At 70.3% G+C, this 23,318-nt stretch carries 21 protein-coding genes and 2 pseudogenes; 4 read left to right on the forward strand and 19 right to left on the reverse strand.

Annotated elements, in window-relative coordinates; translation table 11 throughout:
- Positions 1–104 precede the first annotated feature (104 nt).
- From GA0115242_RS23830 to GA0115242_RS23865, 8 genes are all read right to left on the reverse strand, one after another.
- Positions 105–299 carry a hypothetical protein gene (locus GA0115242_RS23830; RefSeq protein WP_093831753.1) on the reverse strand — a complete coding sequence of 65 codons (195 nt, stop codon included), beginning with the start codon at positions 297–299 and terminating at the stop codon, positions 105–107.
- Between the two features lie 9 nt (positions 300–308).
- Positions 309–602, reverse strand: coding sequence for a hypothetical protein (locus tag GA0115242_RS23835; protein ID WP_093831755.1), 294 nt, complete (start codon positions 600–602; stop codon positions 309–311).
- Entirely contained in the window at positions 599–1,651 is a 1,053-nt protein-coding gene (locus tag GA0115242_RS23840) for a helix-turn-helix transcriptional regulator (RefSeq protein WP_093831757.1), read from the reverse strand. The genes GA0115242_RS23835 and GA0115242_RS23840 overlap by 4 nt, the downstream gene beginning before the upstream one ends.
- Before the next feature lie 14 nt (positions 1,652–1,665).
- Positions 1,666–2,619 carry a helix-turn-helix transcriptional regulator gene (locus GA0115242_RS23845; protein WP_093831759.1) on the reverse strand — a complete coding sequence of 318 codons (954 nt, stop codon included), beginning with the start codon at positions 2,617–2,619 and terminating at the stop codon, positions 1,666–1,668.
- Positions 2,620–2,748: 129 nt separating this feature from the next.
- On the reverse strand, positions 2,749–3,120 hold the full coding sequence (locus tag GA0115242_RS23850; protein ID WP_093831761.1) for an FKBP-type peptidyl-prolyl cis-trans isomerase: 372 nt from the start codon (positions 3,118–3,120) through the stop codon (positions 2,749–2,751).
- A gap of 60 nt (positions 3,121–3,180) precedes the next feature.
- A complete protein-coding gene (locus GA0115242_RS23855; RefSeq protein WP_093831763.1) occupies positions 3,181–4,185 on the reverse strand; it encodes an FKBP-type peptidyl-prolyl cis-trans isomerase in 1,005 nt (334 codons plus the stop codon).
- A 135-nt stretch (positions 4,186–4,320) separates the two neighbouring features.
- Positions 4,321–5,682, reverse strand: a complete 1,362-nt coding sequence (pafA, locus tag GA0115242_RS23860) for a Pup--protein ligase (RefSeq protein ID WP_093831765.1) — start codon at positions 5,680–5,682, stop codon at positions 4,321–4,323.
- A gap of 9 nt (positions 5,683–5,691) precedes the next feature.
- Positions 5,692–6,951: an MFS transporter gene (locus GA0115242_RS23865; protein ID WP_093831767.1), complete on the reverse strand. Its 1,260-nt coding sequence runs from the start codon at positions 6,949–6,951 to the stop codon at positions 5,692–5,694.
- A gap of 121 nt (positions 6,952–7,072) precedes the next feature.
- On the opposite strand from GA0115242_RS23865, the pseudogene GA0115242_RS42535 reads away from it, so the two are divergent.
- Positions 7,073–8,088: pseudogene (locus GA0115242_RS42535) on the forward strand (LacI family DNA-binding transcriptional regulator).
- A gap of 74 nt (positions 8,089–8,162) precedes the next feature.
- Here the strand turns inward: GA0115242_RS42535 and prcA are convergent.
- The 6 genes from prcA to arc all read right to left on the reverse strand — a co-directional run bounded on the left by prcA (position 8,163) and on the right by arc (position 14,358).
- Positions 8,163–8,921 (reverse strand): proteasome subunit alpha, encoded by a 759-nt coding sequence (gene prcA, locus GA0115242_RS23875; RefSeq protein WP_093831769.1) that lies wholly within the window; start codon positions 8,919–8,921, stop codon positions 8,163–8,165.
- A 58-nt stretch (positions 8,922–8,979) separates the two neighbouring features.
- The gene (gene prcB / locus GA0115242_RS23880) at positions 8,980–9,828 is read right to left on the reverse strand and encodes a proteasome subunit beta (RefSeq protein WP_093831771.1); all 849 of its coding nucleotides are present in this window, start codon (positions 9,826–9,828) and stop codon (positions 8,980–8,982) included.
- Positions 9,780–10,394, reverse strand: a complete 615-nt coding sequence (locus GA0115242_RS23885) for an endonuclease VII domain-containing protein (RefSeq protein WP_093831773.1) — start codon at positions 10,392–10,394, stop codon at positions 9,780–9,782. The genes prcB and GA0115242_RS23885 overlap by 49 nt, the downstream gene beginning before the upstream one ends.
- A gap of 44 nt (positions 10,395–10,438) precedes the next feature.
- Positions 10,439–10,657 (reverse strand): ubiquitin-like protein Pup, encoded by a 219-nt coding sequence (locus tag GA0115242_RS23890; protein ID WP_093831806.1) that lies wholly within the window; start codon positions 10,655–10,657, stop codon positions 10,439–10,441.
- 189 nt (positions 10,658–10,846) lie between these two features.
- Positions 10,847–12,358, reverse strand: coding sequence for a depupylase/deamidase Dop (gene dop, locus GA0115242_RS23895; protein WP_176729899.1), 1,512 nt, complete (start codon positions 12,356–12,358; stop codon positions 10,847–10,849).
- Positions 12,359–12,591: 233 nt separating this feature from the next.
- On the reverse strand, positions 12,592–14,358 hold the full coding sequence (arc, locus tag GA0115242_RS23900) for a proteasome ATPase (protein ID WP_093831777.1): 1,767 nt from the start codon (positions 14,356–14,358) through the stop codon (positions 12,592–12,594).
- Between the two features lie 244 nt (positions 14,359–14,602).
- On the opposite strand from arc, the gene GA0115242_RS23910 reads away from it, so the two are divergent.
- Entirely contained in the window at positions 14,603–14,908 is a 306-nt protein-coding gene (locus tag GA0115242_RS23910) for a ferredoxin (protein ID WP_093831781.1), read from the forward strand.
- An 88-nt stretch (positions 14,909–14,996) separates the two neighbouring features.
- Here the strand turns inward: GA0115242_RS23910 and GA0115242_RS23915 are convergent, their stop codons facing one another.
- From GA0115242_RS23915 to GA0115242_RS23925, 3 genes and pseudogenes are all read right to left on the reverse strand, one after another.
- On the reverse strand, positions 14,997–15,566 hold the full coding sequence (locus tag GA0115242_RS23915) for a hypothetical protein (RefSeq protein ID WP_093831783.1): 570 nt from the start codon (positions 15,564–15,566) through the stop codon (positions 14,997–14,999).
- 214 nt (positions 15,567–15,780) lie between these two features.
- Positions 15,781–16,683: a tRNA (adenine-N1)-methyltransferase gene (locus GA0115242_RS23920; protein ID WP_093831785.1), complete on the reverse strand. Its 903-nt coding sequence runs from the start codon at positions 16,681–16,683 to the stop codon at positions 15,781–15,783.
- 50 nt (positions 16,684–16,733) lie between these two features.
- Positions 16,734–18,050: pseudogene (locus GA0115242_RS23925) on the reverse strand (site-2 protease family protein); the annotation flags it as partial.
- An 816-nt stretch (positions 18,051–18,866) separates the two neighbouring features.
- Between GA0115242_RS23925 and GA0115242_RS23930 the strand changes: the two are divergent.
- Both GA0115242_RS23930 and GA0115242_RS23935 read left to right on the forward strand, forming a co-directional pair.
- Positions 18,867–19,793: a RecB family exonuclease gene (locus GA0115242_RS23930; protein ID WP_256089567.1), complete on the forward strand. Its 927-nt coding sequence runs from the start codon at positions 18,867–18,869 to the stop codon at positions 19,791–19,793.
- Positions 19,794–19,807: 14 nt separating this feature from the next.
- The gene (locus GA0115242_RS23935; RefSeq protein WP_093831789.1) at positions 19,808–20,479 is read left to right on the forward strand and encodes a response regulator; all 672 of its coding nucleotides are present in this window, start codon (positions 19,808–19,810) and stop codon (positions 20,477–20,479) included.
- 98 nt (positions 20,480–20,577) lie between these two features.
- Here GA0115242_RS23935 and GA0115242_RS23940 read toward each other — a convergent pair whose 3' ends face one another.
- Together GA0115242_RS23940 and GA0115242_RS23945 are read right to left on the reverse strand one after the other, a co-directional pair.
- Positions 20,578–22,182, reverse strand: coding sequence for an ABC transporter substrate-binding protein (locus GA0115242_RS23940; RefSeq protein ID WP_093831792.1), 1,605 nt, complete (start codon positions 22,180–22,182; stop codon positions 20,578–20,580).
- Positions 22,183–22,619: 437 nt separating this feature from the next.
- Positions 22,620–23,318: an HAD family hydrolase gene (locus tag GA0115242_RS23945; RefSeq protein ID WP_093831794.1), complete on the reverse strand. Its 699-nt coding sequence runs from the start codon at positions 23,316–23,318 to the stop codon at positions 22,620–22,622.

A 23,318-nucleotide genomic window follows, 5' to 3' on the forward strand; every position in this document is an offset into this window, starting at 1 on the left:
CCGGACCGCGACCAGCAGCGTACCTGCCGGGGTGGCCGACGTGACAGGCCGAAGTGACGCAAAACGCCTGCGGCCCACCCGGCACACCGGTCCCGGGACGGCACTCACCACGTCTTCGCGGAGCGGGCGGTGCTCTCCGCGGCCCGCTCCAGGTCGGCCGCGGCCCGGTTGATGCGCTGTGTCGCGTCCGTCACCTGAGCGCCCAGCCGTCTCGCCGCCACGAAGACCTGGACGGCACACACCCCGAGGACGACGAGACCAAGGAACCCCAGCGCTACCGCGAGCATCGGCCAGAACATGCCGCGAGCCTAGACGGTCGGGGTCAGACGCAGCGTCCTGACCCCGCCACCCGTCAGCAGCTCCACGATCCGCTCCCCGGCCGGCTTGCGGACCGCCGCACCGCAGTCCGGACAGGTGAACGAGTAGAACGTGGTGCGGCTGGTGGCGCCTATCGCGAGCCGCAGCGCGCTCGCCGCCAGCTCGAACCGCCCCCGGCACTCCGGGCAGCCCGCCCGGAAGACGACCGGCGCGACGTTCCTCATCCCGGCGAACGCGGCCGCCACGGACATGCCCAGCGTCTCGGACGTCGTCGACTCGCTCACAGCTCCCGCTCCCGCCTGTCGTACCGACCGTCCCCGGCCGCGCCCGCCCCCGGCACACCGGCCGGGACCACTCCGTCATAGGCCGCCAGCGCCTCGCGCGCCGCCCGCCGGGCACTCTCGGCGAGATCCGGCGGCGAGACGATCCGGCCGTCCCCGCCCAGCCGCAGCGCCAGCCGCCGCAACGACGCCGGGTCCGGTGTGCGCAGGGTGATGCGCAGCCCGCCGTCCGCCAGCTCGTCCGCGCTGTCGTGCGGGTAGTACTCCGCGACCCAGCGCCCCCCGGGCCCGACCTCGACGACCACCTCGGGATCCTCCGCCGCGGGCTGCACCAGCCCCTCGGAGAGATCACGCAGCTCCACCTCGGGCGGCGCCGACGGCTCGTCCAGGATCTTGATCTCCGCGACCCGGTCGAGACGGAAGGTGCGCCGCGCCTCGGAACGCCTGCACCACGCCTCGACATAGGTGTGGCCGACGCTGACCAGGCGGATCGGGTCGATCTCCCGCTCGGTCACCTCGTCCCGCGCGGGCGAGTAGTAGCGGATCCACAGCCTGCGGCGCTCCGAGATCGCCCGGTCGACGTCCGCGAAGACCCCGCCCTCGGCCTCGAACGTCACCGACAGCCGGGAACTGGCGCCCGCGGCCTCCCCCGCCGAGGTCTCCACCTTGGCCGTCGCCCGCAGCAGCGCCTGCCGGTCGCTCTCCCGCAGCCCCGGCAGCGTGGCGACGGCACGAGCGGCCACCAGCAGCGCCGTCGCCTCGTCGGCGGCCAGCCGCAGCGGCTCGGCGGCCTCCGCCGCCAGCGCCGCCGGGTTGTGCCACCAGATGCGCTCGCCGTCGGTGTCGATGTCCAGGAGATCGCCGCCCCGGAAGCTGGTGCCGCACATCGGCAGCACGTCCAGGTCGGAGACCAGCTCGTCCTCCGTCACCCCGAAGGCACGGGCGACGTCCTCGATCCGGGCGCCCGGACGCTCCCTCAGATACGTGACCAGCGAGAGCATCCGCCTCGTCTGGTCGATGGCGTTGACCGCCCTGACCGGTCTGCCTGCCACTGTGCTCCGCCCCCTCAGCCCTTGGCCACGGCCCGCAGCCGGTCCACCACGTCGGCCCGCAGCTCAGCGGGCTCCAGGACCACCACGTCCGCACCGAACTCCACCAGCCACGCGTCGAGCCCGTGGCCGTACGGAATCTCCAACTCGTCCCAGCCGTCACCGAGTTCCCGGACCACCGTGGCTTTCGCCCGAAGGGGGTACCCGGCGTCCGCGCGCAGCCGGATCACCGCCGACCGGTCGGCCGTCTCCCCCGCCCATCCCGCCACCGTGTCCCGGACGGTGACCACGTCGGGCACCTCCGCGGTGAACAGGCCGTTGCGGCTGCGCACCCGCCCGGTGATCCGCGACAGCCGGAAGACCCGCTCCGCACCCCGGTCGCGGTCCCAGCCCGCGAGGTACCAGTGACCGCGCCAGCACTCCAGCGCCCACGGCTCCACCTGGCGCGGCTCCGGCCGCGCCGCGGTCGCCTTCCGGTAGTCGAACACGACGGGCCGACGGTCCCGGCAGGCCAGCATCAGCGGCTCGAACGCCGCCTCGTGAACCGGGATGCGCGGTTCGAGGGCGCCGTGCGCCTCGTACGGATCGACGTCCTCGGGCAGCCCGGCCGCCCGCAGCTTCTGCAGCGCGCCACTTGCGGCACCGGCGAGCCGCGCCTGCTGCCACACCTTCGCGACCAGACCGAGCGCGGCCGCCTCCTCGGCGTCCAGCGAGATGGGCGGCAGCCGGTTGCTGTCCCGGCGGGCCCGGTACCCCGTCTCGCCGTCCAGGTTCTCCACGGTCTCGATGACCAGGCCCAGTTCGCGCAGATCGTCCTTGTCGCGCTCGAACATCCGGTTGAAGGAGTCGTCGCTGCCCGCCTCCAGATAGGCCTCGAGCGACTCGCGCAGCTCGCGCTTGCTGAGCGGGCGCCGCGTCCCGAGCAGACACAGCGCCAGGTTCATCAGCCGCTCGGCCTTGGCAATGGCCATCGACGCCCTACGCCTTCCCTATGGTGCTTGTCAGCGTCGACCGTACCGCCCCGGCGGGACACGACAAAGCGGAGGGCCCATGCCTGGTCAGGCATGGGCCCCGGGTGATCGGCTCCGATCGGATCCCGCTCAGACTCCGAGCAGGTCCACGATGAAGATCAGCGTCTCACCGGGCTGGATCGCCGGGGTCGGGCTCTGGTTCCCGTAGGCGAGGTGCGCCGGAATGGTCAGCTGGCGACGGCCGCCGACCTTCATGCCCTGCACGCCCTGGTCCCAGCCCTTGATGACCCGGCCGCCGCCCAGCGGGAAACGGAACGGCTGGTTGCGGTTCCAGCTCGCGTCGAACTCCTCGCCGGTGCTGAAAGCGACACCGACGTAGTGGACGGTGACGGTGTGACCGGCCGCGGCCACCTCGCCGTCGCCCTCCCAGATGTCCTTGATCTCGAGGTCCGCCGGCGGCTCGCCGCCCGGGAAGTCGATCTCGGGCTTCTCGATGCTCACGTCTCTAGCTCCTGCTTGGTCTGCGGTGGGGCAACGGTCACAGTCTTACATCCCACGACGTCACATCTTCGCCAGGATGTCCACCGAGAACACCAGCACCGAGTCCTTCTTGATGCCGCTGCCCGACGGCGGGCTGTCGCCGTAGCCCAGCGCGGGGGGAATGACGATGAGGACCCGGCTACCCACCTTCTTGCCGGTCAGACCCTGCGCCCACCCCTTGACGACCTGCTGGAGCGAGAACGACGTCAGCGTGTTCCTGCTGTACGTCGAGTCGAACTCCTTGCCGGTGTCCCACAGCACGCCCTTGTACTGCACCAGGACGGTGCTGTCGGCGCCGACCTCCTCGCCGTCGCCCTCGATGACGTAGTCCGCCACCAGCTTCGACGGCGCGTCCGTCTTCGGGATGTCGATCGACGGGGCCTTGCCGTCCGTGTTGGTCCCGACCTTCGGCAGCTTCGCGTCGCCCTGCGCGACGTCCTTGCCCTTCGCCGAACTCTTCGCGTTGAACGTGTCCTTGACGTCCACCACGAACACCAGAGTGTCCGTGCCCTTGATCCCCGCCTGCGTGTTGCCCTGCGCGCCGTAACCCCAGGTCGGCGGCACCGAGAACTCGACCCGGCTCCCGGCCTTCTTCCCGGCCAGCGCGTAACGCCAGCCGTCGATGATCGTGCCCTGCGCGAGCTGGATCAGCAGCGGCGTCTTGCGGTCGTAGGAGTTGTCGAACACCTTGGCCGAGGACCACACCTGACCCAGGTAGTTGGCCTGGATGTAGTCGTTCTCCGCGACCGGCTTCCCGCCGCCCGCGATCACCGTCTTCACCGCGAGCTGCTTCGACGGGTCGCCGCTGCCCTTCGCGACCGTCGGCTTCTCGTCGAACTTCGTCCCCGCCGTGATGGCCGGCAGCGGCCCGTCGACGATCTTCGGCGGCGGCGCGGCGGACGCCGAGGCGGAGGCGGACGGCGACGCGCTGTCGGCGGGCTTGCTCGCGTCGGACTTGTCGTCGCCGCATCCGGCGAGCGCGACAAGTCCGGTCGGTACGGCAATCAGGAGTGAGCGTCGGCGCACGGTGGGGGCCTCAATCGATTGGATCTTGCGGATGACGTGCGCGCAACTCTACGACGTGAGAAGGGCGCCGCACTGAAAACGTGCGACGCCCGTGTTGCGTTCCGGTCCTTCACCGGATCGCGTTGCCCACCCCGATCACATTCCCGCGATCAGCTTCTCCACCCGGTCGTCCACCGACCGGAACGGGTCCTTGCACAACACCGTGCGCTGCGCCTGGTCGTTGAGCTTCAGATGGACCCAGTCGACGGTGAAGTCCCGCCGCTGTTCCTGAGCCCGCCGGATGAAGTCGCCGCGCAGCCGCGCCCGAGTGGTCTGCGGCGGAACCGACTTGCCCTCGAAGATCTTCAAGTCGTCGCAGATCCGCGCCGCTTGGCCCTTCCTCTCCAGGAGGTAGTAAAGGCCCCGACGACGGTGGATGTCGTGATACGCGAGGTCTATCTGCGCGACCCGCGGATGCGACATGGTCATGTTGTGCTTGGCCCGGTACCGCTCGATCAGCTTGTACTTCATGACCCAGTCGATCTCGGTGCCGATCCGGTCGAGATCCTCCGCCTCGATCGAGTCCAGCGTGCGGCCCCACAGCTCCAGGACCTGCTCGACCGTGCCGGTGCGGATCCCGCGGCGCTCGCAGAAGTCCACGGCCTTCTCGTAGTACTCCCGCTGCACCTCCAGCGCCGAGGCCTCCCGGCCGCTGGCGAGGCGCACCTTGCGCCGCCCGGTGATGTCGTGGCTGACCTCGCGGATCGCCCGGATCGGGTTCTCCAGCGTCAGATCCCGCATCACCGTGCCCGCTTCGATCATGCGCAGCACCAGATCGGTCGCGCCGACCTTCAGGAGCATCGTCGTCTCGGACATGTTCGAGTCGCCCACGATCACATGCAGGCGACGGTAGCGCTCGGCGTCGGCGTGCGGCTCGTCACGCGTGTTGATGATCGGCCGGGAACGCGTCGTCGCCGAGGAGACGCCCTCCCAGATGTGCTCCGCGCGCTGGCTGACGCAGTACACCGCGCCCCGGGGCGTCTGCAGCACCTTGCCCGCACCGCACAGGAGCTGCCTCGTGACGAGGAACGGAATCAGGATGTCCGCGAGTCGCGAGAACTCCCCGTGCCGCGCCACGAGGTAGTTCTCGTGACACCCGTAGGAGTTGCCCGCCGAGTCGGTGTTGTTCTTGAAGAGGTAGACGTCGCCCGCGATTCCTTCCTCGTGCAGGCGTCGTTCGGCATCTACCAGGAGTCCTTCGAGAATGCGCTCGCCGGCCTTGTCGTGGGTGACCAGTTCGGTCACGTTGTCACATTCGGGTGTGGCGTATTCCGGATGTGATCCCACGTCGAGATAGAGGCGTGCGCCGTTTCGCAGAAAGACATTGCTGCTGCGGCCCCATGACACGACACGGCGGAAGAGGTACCGCGCCACCTCGTCAGGCGACAGGCGGCGCTGTCCCCTGAACGTGCACGTGACGCCGTACTCGTTCTCCAGCCCGAAAATGCGGCGGTCCATGACTGAACATTACGCCCGATCACCCGAGCTGAAACGGGGTTCGACAGCACGGTTTGGATCATTTTCCGATGAAGCCGCGACAACCACCCGCCCCGCGGGACCCGACAGCACCCGCGTCGTGACCAGCAGGACCAGCAACGACACTCCCCCGGCCAGCCCCGGCACCACGAAGCCCCACCGCGCCCCGCCCGCCTCCACGACCGGCCCCGCGAGACCCGTACCCACCGACGCCCCCACCGTGAACGTCGTCACCAGCCACGAGAACGCCTCCGTGACCGTCCCCGCCGGAGCGTGCCGGTCCACCAGCACGAACGCGCACGCGAGCGCCGGCGCCAGGAACACCCCCGCCAGCGCCGACAGCAGCACCATCCACACCGCGCCCGGCATCAGCGTCAGCGGCAGGTAACACACCGCCAGCAGCGCCACCAGCGCCTGCAACCGCCGCGCCGGGGACCCCGTCCACCGGCGCGCCCCGTAGACCCCGCCCCCGACCAGCGCGCCCAGCCCGAGCGCCGCCATCAGCCAGCCGTACACCGCGTCACCCCCGTGCGCGTCCGCGTACGGCACCGACGCCACCGTGATGGACCCGAGCGCGATCCCCACGAACAGGAACGCCCCCAGCAGCGCCAGCAGCCCGGACGAACGCAGCGCGCCCAGCCAGTGCGCCTCCCTCGGCTCCGAGCGCCACGCGCGCGACGGCGGCGACACCACCACCGAGAGCGCCCCCAGCACCCCGATCCCGTTGAGCACCAGCAGGGCCGCCTGCGCCGACCACAGCGACGTGCACAGGGTCACCAGCAGCGGCCCGACGGTGAACATGACCTCCTGCGCCACGGCGTCCATCGCGTACGCCGTGTGCACCCGCTCCTCCTCGCCGAGGACGTGCGGCCACAGCGCCCGCAGCCCGCCCTCCAGAGGCGGCGTGAACAGTCCCGCGGCCGCCACCGCGAGATGGGCGAGCCAGAGCCGGTCGGTGCCGAGGAACGCGAACGCGGCCATCGCCAGGGCCGAGACCACCGCCGCGGGCAACTGGACCCGGGGCTGCCCCCGCAGGTCGACCAGCCGCCCGAGCAGCGGCTGCCCGACGGCGTTCGCCACCCCGTAGACCGCCGCGAGCGCGCCCGCGAGGCTGTAACTGCCGCCCTCCGCCCGCACGAACAGCACGATCGCGATCGCCGCGGTGGCGTTCGGCAGCCGCCCCACCAGCGTCCCCACCAGAAGCCGGGTCGCGTGCCGCGCCCTGAGGATCTCCAGATACCCCGTGGCCATGTCCCGACCCTCCAGGTCACCGCGGGCGCCCGCCTCCGGCGCTCACGTTGTACGTATAACTTCGGCTCCTATACGTACCATGTGCGCTGTTCACGAGTCCATACGAAGGAGCGTCCCGACGGTGGCACCAGGCAGCACCCGACCCACCAGCAGGGACGTCGCCCAGGCCGCGGGCGTCTCCCAGGCCGCCGTCTCCCTGGTCCTCGGCGACAAGTGGCGCGGCCGGGTCTCCGAACCCACCGCGCAGCGGGTCCGCGAGGCCGCCCGCGACCTCGGCTACCGCCCCAACCTCGCCGCCCGCAACCTCCGCCTCGGCAGCACCCGCACCGTGCTCCTCGTCGTCCCGGCCCTCACCACCGAGTTCTTCGCCGGCGTCTACACCGGCGCCGCCCGGGTCGCCGCCGACCACGGCTTCGGCGTCGTCCTCTACCCCTCCCCCGAGGGCGTCGGACCCGCCCGCGACCCCTTCGCCTCCGCACAGGCCGCCCTCGACGGCGTCATCGCCTCCTCCATGGCCGCCGACGCCCTCACCGCCATCCGCGGCGACCAACTCCCTCTCGTCATGCTCGACAGCGACCCCGACGGCAGCCTCGGCGCCGCCACCGTCAACCTCGACATCGCCGACGGCGTCCGCCAGGTCGCCGACCACCTCCTCGCCCTCGGCCACCGCCGCTTCCTGCACCTCGCCGCCGACATCCCCTCCTGGACCTTCGACGTCCGCGCCCGCGAACTCGCCGCCCGCCTCGCCACCACCCCCGGCACCACCCTGCGCACCGCCCCCGCGGCCATCTCCATCGACGACGCCCTCGCCGCCGCCGCGACCGCCCTCGCCGCACCCGGCCCCGCCCGACCGCGATCGTCTGCGACGACGACAAACTCGCCGCCAGCGCCTACAAGGCCGCCCGCCGCCTGGGCCTGCGCATCCCCGACGACGTCTCCGTCACCGGTCTCGACGACCTCGCCCTCGCCACCGCGCTCGACCCCGAACTCACCACCGTCCGGCTCGACGCCGAACTCTTCGGCGAACACGGCATGACCGCCCTCCTCGCCGTCCTGGAGGGCCGCGCACCCACCGCGGGCGACATCCCCGTCGAACTCGTCGTACGGGGCTCCACGGCACCCCCGGGCGCCCCCTGAACACACGAGTGCCCCGGCCGTCCCACGACCGGGGCACCGCACACCTCACCGACGCGGCCAGAGCCGCCCCGTGGCTACGAGTCCTCCGACTCCTCGCCCTCGCCCTCCTCGGCCTCCGCCGCGGTCGAAGCGCCGTTCGCCTCCAGCAGCCGGTCCAGCTGACGACCGGTGATCCGCCGGAACTTCCGCTTCTGCGGCCGCGTACGGTCGAGCACCGCGACCTCCAGACGCTCGTTCGGGATCTCCCGCTGCGAACCGCTCGACTCCCGCGACAGCGCCTGCACCGCCAGCTTCAGCGCCTCCGCCAGGCTCATGCCGTCCTGGTGCCGCTGGTCCAGATAGGTGCTGATCAACTCGGCGTTGCCGCCCACCGCGACCGAGCCGTGCTCGTCCACGATGGAACCGTCGTGCGGCAGCCGGTAGATCTGATCGCCCTCGGGGGTGTCCCCCACCTCGGCCACGACCAGCTCCACCTCGTACGGCTTCTCGGCCGCGCTGGAGAAGATCGTGCCCAGCGTCTGCGCGTACACGTTCGCCAGACCACGGGCCGTCACGTCGTCCCGGTCGTAGGTGTAACCCCGCAGATCCGCGTAGCGCACACCGCCGATCCGCAGGTTCTCGTACTCGTTGTACTTGCCGGCGGCCGCGAAGCCGATCCGGTCGTAGATCTCGCTGAACTTGTGCAGCGCGCGGGACGGGTTCTCGCCGACGAAGACGATGCCGTCGGCGTACTGCAGCACGACCAGGCTGCGACCACGTGCGATGCCCTTGCGGGCGTACTCCGCCCGGTCGGCCATCGCCTGCTGGGGTGAGACATAGAACGGCGTCGACACCGGTTATCCGTCCCTTTCTGTCAGAGTCACTTGATCACCGTCGAAGGACCGATCGGGGCTAGAGCAGCGAGGCCCGCGGGCCGTCGGGCTGCTCCAGCCGCCGCTCCAGGATCGAGCGGGCGATACCGGAGGACTCCTCGTCGTCCAGACGGCGGAAGCCGTCCTCGGTGATCACGGTGACGATCGGGTAGATCCGGCGTGCGACATCGGGACCGCCGGTCGCCGAGTCGTCGTCGGCCGCGTCGTACAGGGCCTGCACCACGAGGGTGGTGGCCTGCTCCTCGGTCAGGTCGTCGCGGTAGAGCTTCTTCATCGCCCCGCGCGCGAAGATCGACCCCGAGCCCGTCGCCGCGTACCCGGCGTGCTCCTCGGACCGGCCGCCCGTGACGTCATAGGAGAAGACGCGGCCCTTCTCGCGGTCCACGTCGTAGCCCGCGAACAGGGGCACCACGGCCAGACCCTGCATGGCCATGCCCAGGTTGGAACGGATCATCGTCGAGAGGCGGTTCGCTTTGCCCTCCAGCGAGAGCTGCACGCCCTCCACCTTCTCGAAGTGCTCGAGCTCAAGCTGGAACAGCTTCACCATCTCGACCGCGAGACCGGCGGTACCGGCGATGCCCACCGCCGAGTACTCGTCGGCCGGGAACACCTTCTCGATGTCCCGCTGCGCGATCATGTTCCCCATGGTCGCCCGCCGGTCACCGGCGAGCACCACACCACCCGGGAAGGTCACGGCGACGATGGTCGTGCCGTGCGGCGCCTCGACGACCCCCTGCACCGGCGGCAGCTGCCGCTTCCCGGGCAGCAGCTCGGGCTGATGGTCGGAGAGAAAGTCCATGAACGACGACGACCCGGGCGTCAGGAAGGCAGCTGGTAGACGCCCGGTGCTACGAGTGTTGGCTTCCACGCGTTTCCTTCCACGTATGCAGCAGCCCGCCTTATGGCATCGGGCCGATCCTTGAACTGCCCCAGCGCGGCATTACAGCTGAAGCACAGTACGCCACGGACCCTACCCGTCTTGTGGCAGTGATCCACATGCTCCGGTGGAGCCTTCAGGCAAATACAACAGACGCCGACCTGAGCCTCGATGAGCGCGTCCCGCTCGGCTTCGGTGATGCCGTACTGCCGCATCAGATGCCCCTGCCGGCCCTGGACCGCCCGGCACGCCTTGCAACGCGTGGACAACCCGTCCGACGCGGTGGCGTTGCGGTGCCATTCGCCGTGCGGCTTCACCTCACCGCACAGGCGACAGAGCTTGTGCCCTTCCGGCACCACGACCTTCTCCCGGACGGTCTTTCCCATGGCCTCCCTGCGGCGCCGGTAGTGCTGGGCGCTGTAGGCGGCCACACACTCCCGGCACCGCGGCTGGAGGCCGTCCCGCCGGTTCCTGTCCTTCGCGAACGCCCCGAAGGCCAGGAACCGCTCACAACCGGCGCAGTACTTCTCGCCCGGCTCCCCGTCGGCCACACCCATCCCCCGCCACCTTCACTTCGAAGGCAAACTCGCTACCTTTACCCTCACTCGCCACCTTTTTGCACGAAGGAGCGCACGAAATCCTCGGCGTTTTCCTCGAGTACGTCGTCGATCTCGTCCAGCACCGAGTCCACGTCGTCGCTCAGCTTCTCCTGGCGCTCCTTGAGGTCGTCCGTGGCCTGCGCATCCTGCGTCTGCTCCTCGACCTCCTCGGTGGAGCGCGTCGCCTTCTGCTGGCCGCCGCCGGTGTCCTTGGTTGCCATAACCCTCACCCCGCTCAGTTCGCCCGACATGGTCGACAGGTCGGCATTCCTGCCGATCGGTGATGATCAGACCCTACAAGCCCGGTCCGACATCGGCTCCGCAGTTTCCTCAACGTACGGAGGCCACCTCGATGATTCCCGGCCGCCGGGATTTCCACCCCGGCGCGGGCCCCGCTTCTCGGGGCCGGGTCAGCCGCCCGACAACACCTTGACCAGGTCTTCCGCCGTGCGGCACCGGTCCAGGAGCTCCTTGACGTGATTACGCGTTCCGCGAAGCGGTTCCAGGGTTGGGACCCGCTGCAACGAGTCCCGGCCCGGCAGATCGAAGATCACCGAGTCCCAGGACGCCGCGGCGACGTCGTCCGCGTACTGCTCGAGACACCGGCCCCTGAAGTAGGCCCTGGTGTCCTCCGGCGGCTTCGTGCGGGCCCGCTCGACCTCGTTCTCGTCCAGCAGCCGCTTCATCCGTCCCCGGGCCGCGAGCCGGTTGTAGAGGCCCTTCTCCTCGCGCACGTCCGCGTACTGGAGGTCGACGAGGTGCAGCCTCGGCGCGTCCCAGTCGACCCCGTCGCGGCGCCGGTACCCCTCCATGAGTTCCCGCTTGGCGACCCAGTCCAGCTCGCCCGCCAGGCTCATCGGGTCGTTCTCCAGCCGGTTGAGGGTGTCCTCCCAGCGCGCGAGGACGTCCGTGGTCTGGTCGTCGGCGTCCGCGCCGTACCGCTCCTCGACGTACTTCCTGGCCAGCTCGTAGTACTCCATCTGGAGCTGGACCGCGGTGAGTGTGCGGCCGCTGCGCAGCGTGACGAGCTGCTTGAGGGACGGGTCGTGGGAGACCTGGTGGAGGGTGCGCACCGGCTGGTCGACGGCGAGGTCGACGGCGATGAAGCCGTCCTCGATCATGGAGAGCACCAGGGCCGTGGTGCCGACCTTGAGGTAGGTGGAGATCTCCGAGAGGTTCGCGTCGCCGATGATCACGTGCAGGCGGCGGTACTTCTCGGCGTCCGCGTGCGGTTCGTCGCGGGTGTTGATGATGGGCCGTTTGAGGGTGGTCTCCAGTCCGACCTCGACCTCGAAGTAGTCGGCCCGCTGGCTGAGCTGGAAGCCGTGCTCGTGGCCGTCCTGGCCGATGCCGACGCGGCCCGCCCCGGTGACGACCTGGCGGGAGACGAAGAAGGGCGTCAGGTGGCGCACGATGTCCGAGAAGGCGGTCTCCCGCTTCATCAGGTAGTTCTCGTGCGTGCCGTAGGAGGCGCCCTTGTTGTCGGTGTTGTTCTTGTAGAGGTGGATGGGCTGCGCGCCGGGCAGCTGACCGGCCCGTTCCGCCGCCTCGGCCATGATGCGTTCCCCGGCCTTGTCCCAGAGGACCGCGTCGCGGGGGTTGGTGACCTCGGGCGCGCTGTACTCGGGGTGCGCGTGATCGACGTAGAGCCGTGCGCCGTTGGTGAGGATCACGTTGGCGAGGCCGATGTCCTCGTCGGTGAGCTGGCTGGAGTCGGCGACCTCGCGGGCGAGGTCGAAGCCCCGCGCGTCCCGCAGCGGGTTCTCCTCCTCGAAGTCCCAGCGGGCCCGGCGGGCCCGGTGCATCGCCGCCGCGTAGGCGTTGACGATCTGGGACGAGGTGAGCATGGCATTGGCGTTGGGGTGGCCGGGGACGGAGATGCCGTACTCCGTCTCGATGCCCATTACTCGCCGTACGGTCATGCGGCCCTCCTTGCCCGGCGGCGTCCCCGGTCGGGGACCCCGCTCAAGTACCGCCGGCGCTCCGGTGCGTGTGCGGTGCCCGTCCCCGCACAGCGCGACTCGGCGGTATTGATGAGCCTAGAACGCCGCCGCGCTGGTGTGGAGATCATTTGCGTCATTGCCTTGCTCCGGCCGGGTACGGAAAAGCAGTCGGCTGCGGGTTCCCGTGACGGGACCCGCAGCCGCCCTGTGTTCTACAGGTACTGCCCGGTGTTCGCCACGGTGTCGATGGAGCGTCCGGTGTCCGCGCCCTGCTTTCCGGTGATGAGGGTGCGGATGTACACGATCCGCTCGCCCTTCTTTCCGGAGATCCGGGCCCAGTCGTCGGGGTTGGTGGTGTTGGGCAGGTCCTCGTTCTCCTTGAACTCGTCCACGCACGCCTGGAGGAGGTGGGAGACCCGGAGGCCCTTCTGCTGGTGTTCGAGGAAGTCCTTGATCGCCATCTTCTTGGCCCGGCCCACGATGTTCTCGATCATGGCTCCGGAGTTGAAGTCCTTGAAATAGAGGACTTCCTTGTCACCATTGGCGTAGGTGACCTCCAGGAAGCGGTTCTCCTCGGATTCGGCGTACATGTGCTCGACCGCCGTCTGGATCATGCTCCCGACGGTGGTCTCCCGGCTGCCCGCGTGCTCTCCGAGGTCGTCGGAGTGGAGGGGGAGCCGTTCGGTGAGGTACTTGCCGAAGATGTCCTTGGCGGCCTCGGCGTCGGGACGCTCGATCTTGATCTTCACGTCCAGGCGGCCGGGGCGCAGGATGGCGGGGTCGATCATGTCCTCGCGGTTGGAGGCGCCGATGACGACCACGTTCTGGAGACCTTCGACACCGTCGATCTCGGCGAGGAGCTGGGGGACGATGGTGTTCTCCACGTCCGAGCTGACGCCGGATCCGCGGGTGCGGAAGAGGGACTCCATCTCGTCGAAGAAGACGATGACGGGGGTGCCCTCGCTGGCCTTCTCGCGGGCTCGCTGGAAGACGAGCCGGATCTGCCGTTCGGTCTCGCCGACGTACTTGTTGAGGAGCTCGGGGCCCTTGATGTTGAGGAAGAAGCTCTTGCCCGCGGCCTGTCCCGTGACCTCGGCGACCTTCTTGGCCAGCGAGTTGGCGACGGCCTTGGCGATGAGCGTCTTTCCGCATCCGGGGGGCCCGTAGAGCAGGACGCCCTTGGGCGGGCGCAGTTCGTGCTCCTTGAACAGGTCCGGGTAGAGGTAGGGCAGTTCGACCGCGTCGCGGATGGCCTCGATCTGGCCGCCGAGACCGCCGATCTGCTCGTAGCCGATGTCGGGGACTTCTTCGAGGACGAGTTCCTCGACCTCGCTCTTGGGGACGATCTCGTAGACGTAGCCGGAGCGGGGTTCGAGCAGCAGGGCGTCGCCGGGGCGGATGGTGACGTCCAGCAGCGGCTCGGCGAGCCGTACCACCCGTTCCTCGTCGGTGTGCCCGAGCACCAGGGCGCGTTCGCCGTCCTCAAGGATCTCCTTGAGGGTGACGATGTCCCCGACGCGCTCGTACTCCATGGCCTCGACCACGTTGAGCGCTTCGTTGAGCATGACTTCCTGGCCGCGCCTGAGGCCGTCGACCTCGACGCTCGGGCTGACGTTCACCCGGAGTTTGCGGCCGCCGGTGAAGATGTCGGCGGTGCCGTCCTCATTGGCCTGCAGGAAGACTCCGAAGCCGGCCGGCGGCTGGGCCAGCCGGTCGACCTCCTCCTTGAGGGCGACGATCTGGTCGCGGGCCTCACGGAGCGTGTTGGCGAGCCGCTCGTTCTGGGCTGACACGCCGGCCAGGTTGGTCTGGAGCTCGACGATCCGCTCTTCGAGAATCCTCGTGTGCCGCGGAGAGTCGGCGAGCTTGCGCCGCAGGACGGCGATCTCCTGCTCAAGGTAGGCAATCTGCCCGGCGGGGTCGTCGGACCCTCGTCCCGGGCGGATGCCGCGGTTCATGTCGTCGTCGTGGGCTGCCACGGTCCTCACCTCCTCCAAGGGGAGCTGGACGCTTCCAGACCCTACCTGGGTGGGTGTCGATTGAAACCCCTAGATCACAAAGACTGTCGGGGTGTGTCCGATCTTCACCCTTGCGCCCTCCCTCACGCCAAGGGAATACCCACCGAACATGACGGGGAAGCGGGCGGAGGTAGGGTCGAAGCGTTCAACACCCGTCAGAGCTGGCCGGATTCCCGGTCCGCGAGGGGGAGAAACGGCAGGAGACATGAGCGTGCAGCAGGAGGCCGGGGTCGACGGTGAGGCTCTGGAGGTCTGGATCGACCAGGATCTCTGTACCGGCGACGGGATCTGCGCTCAGTACGCGCCGGAGGTGTTCGAGCTGGACATCGACGGTCTGGCCTACGTGAAGAGCCCCGGGGACGAGCTGTTGCAGGACAAGGGCGCGACGACGCCGGTCCCGCTGACGCTCCTCACGGATGTGGTCGACTCCGCGAAGGAGTGTCCGGGTGAGTGCATCCACGTACGTCGGGTTTCGGACAGCGTCGAGATCTACGGTCCGGACGCGGAGTAATCAAATCGTTGCCATCCGTGAGGAGTTTCCTTACGGAGGGTGACGATTTTCGTTCTGCTCCGCGCCCGTCCGACGGGCCCGCGCCGGGTCACACGCTGTGGGCCCCGGCGGGGGTCGAGCGGAGGAAGGCGCCGTTCTTCCACTGCCAGCGCGCGGGCTCGGTGACGTCGGGGCAGCAGCGCGGCACGTCCGTCGAGGAGTAGCCGAGCAGGGTGGCGAGGACGGACCCGTCGCGGACCGAGAAGTCACTCACCGTGTTGCCGTCCTTGGGGTCGACGAGGGTGGCGACGACGCGCGGGGTGCCGTCGGCGGACCGGGTGAGGACGTAGACGCCGTCGGGCGGGGTGCCCATGGGGGCGTCGCAGTGGACCACGGCGACCGTCTCGGGGCTGCCGTCGCCGTCGAGGTCGCCGGTCGCCTTCGTCTTCACGACGGCCTTGACGGGTCCGCAGGTGAGGGGGAAGTCGACACCGGCCGGGTCGGGGGCCGTGGTGTGCGTGGCGCGCGGGGAGGCGTGGGCGGGCTGGGCCGCGGTCGCGGAGTCGGGCTGGACGACCGAGGACAGCGCCATCACTCCGGCGACGGCCGTGGCGGTGGCGACCCAGTGGATCGGACGGGTGTGCGTGTGTGCCAGTTCCGGGACGGCGGGGTGCTGCACGAGGAGTGTCTCCTGTGAGGGCTGTGCCGGTGGGGGTGGGGTGGCCAGCATCGTGCCACACGTCACAGGTGGGGGGAACGGCGGGGTCGGCTCGGGTCCGGTCGGGCTTGTCGGTTTGTGCCGCGGTGTCAACAGATGGGCGGCGCGGCCGAGTTCCCGTCGTCCTGGGGAATCCGGCCGCGCCGCCCGTGGGTCGTGCGCGGGGCGGTCCGCCTCAGCGGCGGCCGCCTCCGTCGGCGTTGGGGCCTTCGTAGTCGTCGCCGTAGGCGCCCTTCGCGGGACGGCGGCGGCGCATCGGCGGCTCGACGCCGTCGGCGAGGCGGCGGGCGGTGAGGAGGAAGCCGGTGTGGCCGATCATCCGGTGGTCCGGGCGGACGGCGAGGCCCTCGACGTGCCAGTTGCGGATCATCGACTCCCAGGCGGTCGGCTCGTTGAAGGAGCCGATCTCGCGGATGGACTCGACGGTCCTGGCGAGCTGGGTGGTGGTGGCGACGTAGCAGCAGAGGATGCCGCCGGGGACGAGCGCCTTGGAGACGGCCTCCAGGCACTCCCAGGGGGCGAGCATGTCGAGGATGACGCGGTCGACCTCGGTGTCGGACAGGTTGTCCTGGAGGTCGCCGACGGTGAGCTGCCAGGCGGGGTGCGGGCCGCCGAAGTAGCGCTCCACGTTCTGCTGGGCGATCTCGGCGAAGTCCTCGCGGCGCTCGTAGCTGTGCAGCATGCCCTGGTCGCCGATGGCGCGCAGCAGGAAGCTGCTCAGGGAGCCGGATCCGACGCCCGCCTCGACGACTCGGGCGCCGGGGAAGATGTCGGCGAAGGCGAGGATCTGGCCCGCGTCCTTCGGGTAGACGACGGCTGCCCCGCGGGGCATGGAGAGGACGTAGTCGGGGAGCAGGGGGCGCAGCGCGAGATAGGCGACGTTACCTGTGGTGCGGACAACGCTGCCCTCGGGTGCGCCGATCAGCTCGTCGTGCGGGAAGGAACCCTTGTGGGTGTGGAAGTTCTTTCCGGCTTCGAGCGTGAACGTGTAGTGGCGGCCCTTGGGGTCGGTCAGCTGAACCTGGTCCCCGACCTTGAAGGGCCCGCGCCTGCGGGCGGCACCGGTCGGTTCGGACATGTGACCAGCCTACCGGCCTTTGCCGGGGCCGCCGACCACGGGCGCGGGCGTCAGGAGGGGCGGGCCATGGCCTTGACGAAGGCCCGCTCGACGTCGGCTGCGGAGAGGACGCCGTAGATGGCGCCGGTCTCCTCGACGACGAGGTACTCGGTGGCGGGGGTGGCGCGCAGGGCGTCGAGGAGGTCCTCGCCCGCGAGTTCGGCCGAGACGCGCATGCCGTCGGTGAGGTCCTGGGCGAGGCCGCTGACGGCGACCCAGGGGCGGCGGTGCTCGGGGACGCCGACGATGGCGGCCTCGCGGACGAGGGAGAGCGGGGTGCCGTCGGGGTCGACGACGACGAGGGCGCGGGCCCCGGCGGCGTTGGCGCGGCGGAGGGCCTCGGAGAGGGGGGTGTCGGTCTCGACGGGGACGGCGCGGCGGGTGAGGTTGCGGGCGCGCAGCTCAGGGAGGTGTTCGCGCAGCCGGGCCATGCGGAGGCTGTTTCCGGCGCCGGTCCAGATGATGGCGGCGAGGATCGCGGCGAGCAGGGCGTCGGTGACGGTGTCCATGCCGACGTTGTCCTCGGCGGTGGCGCCGAGGGCGCCGGACTGGGTGAGCAGCGGGAGCCCGATGAGGACGGAGACGGCGAGCGCGCGGCCGACCCAGGCGGCTGCGACGGTGCCGCTCATGGGCTTGCCGGTGATCTTCCAGACGACGGCGCGGAGCATGCGTCCGCCGTCGAGGGGGAGGCCGGGGAGGAGGTTGAAGGCGGCGACGATGAGGTTGGAGATCATCAGTCCCGCGAGCAGGACGCCGGGGACGGTGCCGGGCTCGACGGGCAGCAGGGCCAGGTAGAAGACGCCGGAGAGGACGAGGGAGAGGAGGGGGCCGACGAAGGCGAGGACGAATTCGCGGCCGGGGGTCTCGGCTTCCTTCTCGATCTCGGAGACGCCGCCGAAGAACTGGAGCTGGATGCGGCGGACGGGGAGTTTGAAGCGGAGGGCGGCGACGGTGTGGGCCAGTTCGTGGACGAGGACGGAGGCGTAGAAGGCGACCGCGAAGAAGAGGGAGACCAGGTAGCGGGCGGCGCCGAGTTCGGGCAGGACGCGTTCGAGCTGGCCGCCGAAGACCCAGGTGATCAGGGCGGCGACGAGGAACCAGCTCGGCGCGACGTAGACGGGCACGCCGAAGGGGCGGCCCATGAGCAGTCCGCCGCGGGGCTCGGGGGTGCGGCGCGGTGGCCGCTTGCCGCCGTCCCCTCCCCCGCCCTCGTTCCCGGAGTGGGCGAGCGAGCGGTGCTCGTGGGGCTCGTGGGGCTCGTGGAACTCGGGGGTCGGGTGGGACGCGGGGGGCGGCCCGGTGGGGTCGGGGGTGTCCCCCTGACCGGAGGTGCCTGGGGTGCCCGCCTGGCCGGGAGCGGGAGTGCCCGCCTGTCCGGCGCCCGGGGTGCTCGCCTGTCCCGGGCCGGGAACACCTGCCTGACCGGAGGAGCCGGGAGTACCCGCCTGACCGGAGGAGCCCGGAGTACCCGCCTGACCGGAGGAGCCCGGAGTGCGCGCGTCGTCGTCCCCCGGGGTGTCCGGCCGACCGGGGCCGGACGTGTCCGCCTGCCCGGAGGGGCAAGCGCGCCCGCGTCGCCGTCACCCTGGACGCCCGCCTGCCCCGCGCCCGGGGTGCCCTCGGCGGAAGGGGCCTGCCGGAGGCCCGGTGCGTCGGGGGCGGAGGGGGCCGTCGGGTCGGCGGGAGGCGTCGGGGCGGCCGGGGTGCCGGTGCCGGGGTCGGGGAGGCGTCCGTGCCGGAGGTGGCCGGGGTGCCTGGGGTGGGCTCGGCGTCGGTGGTGGGTGGGTGCGGGCCGTTGCCCATCGCGGCGTCTCCCTTGGCTCCGTCGCCGGGCGCCTGCGGGCGCCGGACGTCCGTGGGGTGGTCGTCGGCGGTGCCCGGGGTCCCGGGCCGGGCGGCCGACTCGTCGGTGTCGGACCGCGGCTGTCGGCTCCCGCCGTTCTCGCCGGTCTCGTCCACGGGTGTCCCCTTGGTCCCCTCGTCGAAGCGGTCCTCCACGCCGGGTGGGCGGAAGGGTCTGGTGTCGATGGTATGCGGCCGTCGCGGCGCGTTCCGCCCCGGCACCCCCTGTGTTCCCCCGGTGGTCGCGCGGGTCGGGTGCCGGGGTGGGGTGACTGTCAGTGGCGGGCCGTATGGTCTGGGGCATGGATGCGAGCACGGAGGGCGCCGGGACGGCGTCGGGGGCAGTGGTGGAGGCGGCGGGCGCGGGCGGCCGGGTCGCCGTGGCGCCGGCGAGTCTGTCGCCGTCGCGGGCGGGCGACTTCATGCAGTGTCCGTTGCTGTACCGGTTCCGGGTGATCGACCGGCTGCCGGAGAAGCCGAGCGCGGCGGCGACCAGGGGGACCCTGGTGCACGCGGTGCTCGAGCGGCTGTTCGACGCCCCGGCGGCGGAGCGGACGGCGCCGCGGGCGAGGTCGCTGGTGCCGGGTCAGTGGGAGCGGCTGCGGGAGTCGCGTCCCGAGGTGGGTGAGCTGTTCGCGGACGATCCGGAGGGCGAGCGTCTGGCGCGGTGGCTGGACGAGGCGGAGGCGCTGGTCGAGCGCTGGTTCACGCTGGAGGACCCGACGCGTCTGGAGCCCGCGGAGCGCGAGCTGTTCGTGGAGGCGGAGCTGGAGTCGGGGCTGCGGTTGCGCGGGATCATCGACCGGGTGGACGTGGCGCCGACCGGCGAGGTGCGGATCGTCGACTACAAGACGGGGAAGGCGCCCCGGCCGCAGTTCGCGGAGAGCGCCCTGTTCCAGATGAAGTTCTACGCGCTGGTGGTGTGGCGGCTGAAGCAGGTGGTGCCGCGCAGGCTCCAGTTGGTGTACCTGGGCAGCGGGGACGTGCTGACCTACGACCCGGTGGTGGCGGACCTGGAGCGGGTGGAGCGCAAGCTGCACGCGCTGTGGGAGGCGATCCGGGTGGCGACGGAGACGGGTGACTGGCGGCCGCGGCCCACGAAGCTGTGCGGTTGGTGCGATCACCAGGCGCACTGTCCGGAGTTCGGGGGCACTCCCCCGCCGTATCCGCTGCCGGTGAGGGCGGCCGCCCCCGAGGTGGTCGAGCAGGGCAGAATGGGGCCGGGCTAGCTAAGGAGTGTCACGTGGCCATCCGTGTCCTACTGGTCGACGACCAGCCGCTGTTGCGCACCGGTTTCCGGATGATTCTGGAGGCGGAGCAGGACATCGCGGTCGTCGGCGAGGCCGGGGACGGCCTCCAGGCCCTCGACCAGGTGCGGGCGCTGCAGCCTGACGTGGTGCTGATGGACATCCGGATGCCGCGGATGGACGGGGTGGAGGCGACGCGTCAGATCACCGGTCCCGGGCGGGACGGCCCGGCGAAGGTGCTGGTGCTGACGACGTTCGATCTGGACGAGTACGTGGTGGAGGCGTTGCGGGCGGGGGCCAGCGGTTTCCTGCTGAAGGACGCTCCGGCGAACGAGCTGGTGCAGGCGATCCGGGTGGTGGCGGCGGGTGAGGCGATGCTCGCGCCGAGCATCACGCGGCGGCTGCTGGACAAGTACGCGACGCATCTGCCGTCGGGGGACGAGCCGGTCCCCGACACGCTGCACACCCTCACGGACCGTGAGGTGGAGGTGCTGAAGCTGGTGGCGCGCGGGCTGTCGAACGCGGAGATCGCGGCGGACCTGTTCGTGAGCGAGACGACCGTGAAGACGCATGTGGGTCATGTGCTGACGAAGCTGGGGATCAGGGACCGGGTGCAGGCGGCGGTGTACGCGTACGAGAGCGGTCTGGTGCGTCCCGGCGCGCAGTGACGCGGGAGGCGGCGGGCCCGGTCCGGGTCCTGCTCCATGTGTGAGGGGCTCCACCCGGTCGGGTGGAGCCCCTCAGACGTGGTGCGGGTGGTGGCGGGTCAGCCGGCGACGCCCCGGCCCAGCTCCCAGAGCTGGAGCGAGGAGGAGGAGTTGAGGGCGTAGGCGGTGCCGGTGATGTCGTCGCGGGCGGCGACGTACTGCTTGCCCTGCCAGAGCGGCAGGAAGGGGATGTCGTCGGCGACGACGTCCTGGATCTCGAGGAGCGTCGCGGAGGCGGAGAGGCGGTCGGCCGCGCGGCGGGACTGCGGGATCAGGTTGTTGATGACCTCGCTGTTGCGGTACGGCGAGTTGAGGAAGTTGTCCTTGTCGAGGAACGGCGCGACGTAGCTGTCGGCGTCGGGGAAGTCGGGGAACCAGCCCATGCCCCAGACGTCGTACTCGCCCTTGCGCTCGGCGGGGACGAAGGTGTCCCAGGCGGCGCCCTTGATGGTGACGTCGAAGAGGCCGCTGCCGTTGAGCTGCTGCTGGAGCTGCTCGAACTCCTTCTTGGTGACCGAGCCGTAGTGGTCGGTGGTGTAGTTCAGGGTCAGCTTCACCGGGGTGGTGATGTTGGCGGCGGCCAGGGTGTTCTTCGCCTTGGCGACGTTGGGGTCGCCGTACTTGTTGAAGAACGAGTTGGAGTGGCCGGTGATGCTCGCCGGGACCATGGAGTAGAGCGGCTCGGCCTGCTGGCCGTAGACCTTGGCGACGAGTTCGGCGCGGTTGATGATCTCGGCCATGGCCTGGCGGACGGCCTTGTTCTTGACCGTGGGCGCCTTGGTGTTGAAGGCGAGGTAGCGGATCTCCAGGCCGGCCATCTCGACGAGGTCGACGTCGCCGTCGGTCGCGGTGGAGAGCTTCTGGACCTGTTCGGGCGTCATGCTGCGGGTCATGACGTCGATGTCGCCCTTGTTGATGGCGGTGCCCATGGTGTCGGCATCCTCGAAGGACACCATGTCGACCTTGTTGTTCTTGACCTTCAGAGCGCCCTTGTAGTGGGGGTTCTTGGTGAAGGTGGCCTTGACCATGACGTCGTTCTTGACGTCGGCCTTCATCGTGTACGGGCCGCTTCCGTCGATCTCGAAGCCGTCGCGGAGCTTGTCCTTCTGGTAGTCCGCGGGGTTCACGATGCCGGCGACGGGGGTCGACAGCTTGTACGGGAAGGTCGCGTCGGCGGTCTTGAGGTGGAAGATCACGTCGCGGTCGCCGGAGGTCTCGACGGTGTCGATGGTCGACAGGAGCGCGAAGACGCCGGAGTCGGACTTGATGGCCCGTGCGCGGTCGATGGAGTACTTCACGTCGGCCGCGGTGACCGCGTTGCCGTCGGAGAACTTCAGTCCGTCGCGGAGCTTGCAGGCGTACCGCTCGTTGCCGGTGTCGGTGAAGCCGCAGCTCTCGGCGGCCTCCGGTACCGGGTCGCCGTCGCCCTTGGGCTGGACCATGAGGGTCTGGACCGTCTGGCGCAGGATGTTCCAGGTGCCGACGTCGTACGAGTAGGCGGGGTCGACCGGGGCCGGGGCGTCCTTGGTGGCGCTGAACCGGTCCGTGGTGCCCACGACGATCGCATCGCCGCCACCGCTCCCGCTGCCGGACCCGCCGCAGGCTGCGAGCACCGGCGCGAGCAGACCCACCACGGCCGGCAGCACCAAAGTCTTGCGGTTCATGCTCGTTTTTCTCCAGAGCTGTCGAGTCCGTGCATCCGGCGGGCAAGGGGTGTCGCGGGCGGATCACGGGGTAAGGGCGATGTTCTCGCGTCGAGATTAGTCCGCACCGGCACGGGGGTAGGCGGGGAGTCGAGTCGAGCTGCCATCACGCTGCGGAACCGGTCGCGGACGGACCGAAAACCCGTCAGCGGAAGGATTAGTGCAGCGTTCCATCAATCGGGACACAAGGGCGCGTCGTCGCCGCCCGAATCGGGGTGAACAGCACACGCCCCTGCGACTGTCGAGCCCCAGGAACGTGGGGAACCTCACAGGAACCAACGCCGTTGCGACGCACCGGAATTCGGCCATCCGCCAGGTGGTGAATTATGGCGTGCCGGAGTGAGGGAATTACCTCGTTATCGGTGTTGCACGCTGGGTGAACGCCCGGCGCATTTCTGTCATGGGGCGGTGATCAGCCCGCGCAGGAATGGCAGGTCGACCTGTTCGAGGGAGCGGACGACGGTGCGGCGGGCGGCGGGGTCGATGGGGGCCAGGGACGGTACGGCGACGACGTGGCAGCCCGCGGCCTCGGCGGAGGCGACGCCGGTCGCGGTGTCTTCGATGACGGCGCATCTGGCCGGATCCGCTCCGAGTCCCGCGGCGGCGGCCAGATAGGGGTCGGGGTGGGGTTTGGTGCGCGGGACCTCGTCGCCGGCGACCGTGAGGGCGAAGTGCCGGGCGCCGAGGGAGGCGATGACGCGGTCGATGATGCGGCGGTGGGAGGCGGAGACCAGGGCTGTGGGGACGCCGTGGGCGGAGAGTTCGGCGAGGAGCCGGGCTGCGCCCGGCATGAGCGGCAGGGTGTGGCCGATGCGGTTCTCGAAGCCCTCGTTGAGCAGGACGGAGAGTTCGGCGAAGGTGATGTCGGCGCCGGTGGCCTCGATGAGGAAGCCCGCGCTGCGGGTCATGGGTCCGCCGACGACGACGTGGCGCCAGGACTCGTCGAGGGTGTGGCCGAGACCGCGGAAGATCTCCACCTCGACGTCCCACCAGAAGCCCTCGGTGTCGACCAGGGTGCCGTCCATGTCGAGGAGGACGGCCTGCAGGGCCGATCCTTCGGCCGTTGGGGTCACGAGCGCGGGGACCGTACTGGTCAT

The sequence above is a fragment of the Streptomyces sp. SolWspMP-5a-2 genome (genome assembly GCF_900091845.1).
In the GTDB taxonomy this organism is placed as follows: domain Bacteria; phylum Actinomycetota; class Actinomycetes; order Streptomycetales; family Streptomycetaceae; genus Streptomyces; species Streptomyces doudnae.

Bases quoted from the DNA above. Each gene is read 5' to 3' on its own strand.
- GA0115242_RS23830 (WP_093831753.1), bottom strand. From the start codon at position 299: ATGTTCTGGCCGATGCTCGCGGTAGCGCTGGGGTTCCTTGGTCTCGTC.
- GA0115242_RS23845 (WP_093831759.1), bottom strand. From the start codon at position 2,619: ATGGCCATTGCCAAGGCCGAGCGGCTGATGAACCTGGCGCTGTGTCTG.
- pafA (WP_093831765.1), bottom strand. From the start codon at position 5,682: ATGGACCGCCGCATTTTCGGGCTGGAGAACGAGTACGGCGTCACGTGC.
- GA0115242_RS23865 (WP_093831767.1), bottom strand. From the start codon at position 6,951: ATGGCCACGGGGTATCTGGAGATCCTCAGGGCGCGGCACGCGACCCGG.
- GA0115242_RS23885 (WP_093831773.1), bottom strand. From the start codon at position 10,394: ATGGGTGTGGCCGACGGGGAGCCGGGCGAGAAGTACTGCGCCGGTTGT.
- GA0115242_RS23890 (WP_093831806.1), bottom strand. From the start codon at position 10,657: ATGGCAACCAAGGACACCGGCGGCGGCCAGCAGAAGGCGACGCGCTCC.
- dop (WP_176729899.1), bottom strand. From the start codon at position 12,358: ATGACCGTACGGCGAGTAATGGGCATCGAGACGGAGTACGGCATCTCC.
- GA0115242_RS23910 (WP_093831781.1), top strand. From the start codon at position 14,603: ATGAGCGTGCAGCAGGAGGCCGGGGTCGACGGTGAGGCTCTGGAGGTC.
- GA0115242_RS23920 (WP_093831785.1), bottom strand. From the start codon at position 16,683: ATGTCCGAACCGACCGGTGCCGCCCGCAGGCGCGGGCCCTTCAAGGTC.
- GA0115242_RS23930 (WP_256089567.1), top strand. From the start codon at position 18,867: ATGGATGCGAGCACGGAGGGCGCCGGGACGGCGTCGGGGGCAGTGGTG.
- GA0115242_RS23940 (WP_093831792.1), bottom strand. From the start codon at position 22,182: ATGAACCGCAAGACTTTGGTGCTGCCGGCCGTGGTGGGTCTGCTCGCG.
- GA0115242_RS23945 (WP_093831794.1), bottom strand. From the start codon at position 23,318: ATGACCAGTACGGTCCCCGCGCTCGTGACCCCAACGGCCGAAGGATCG.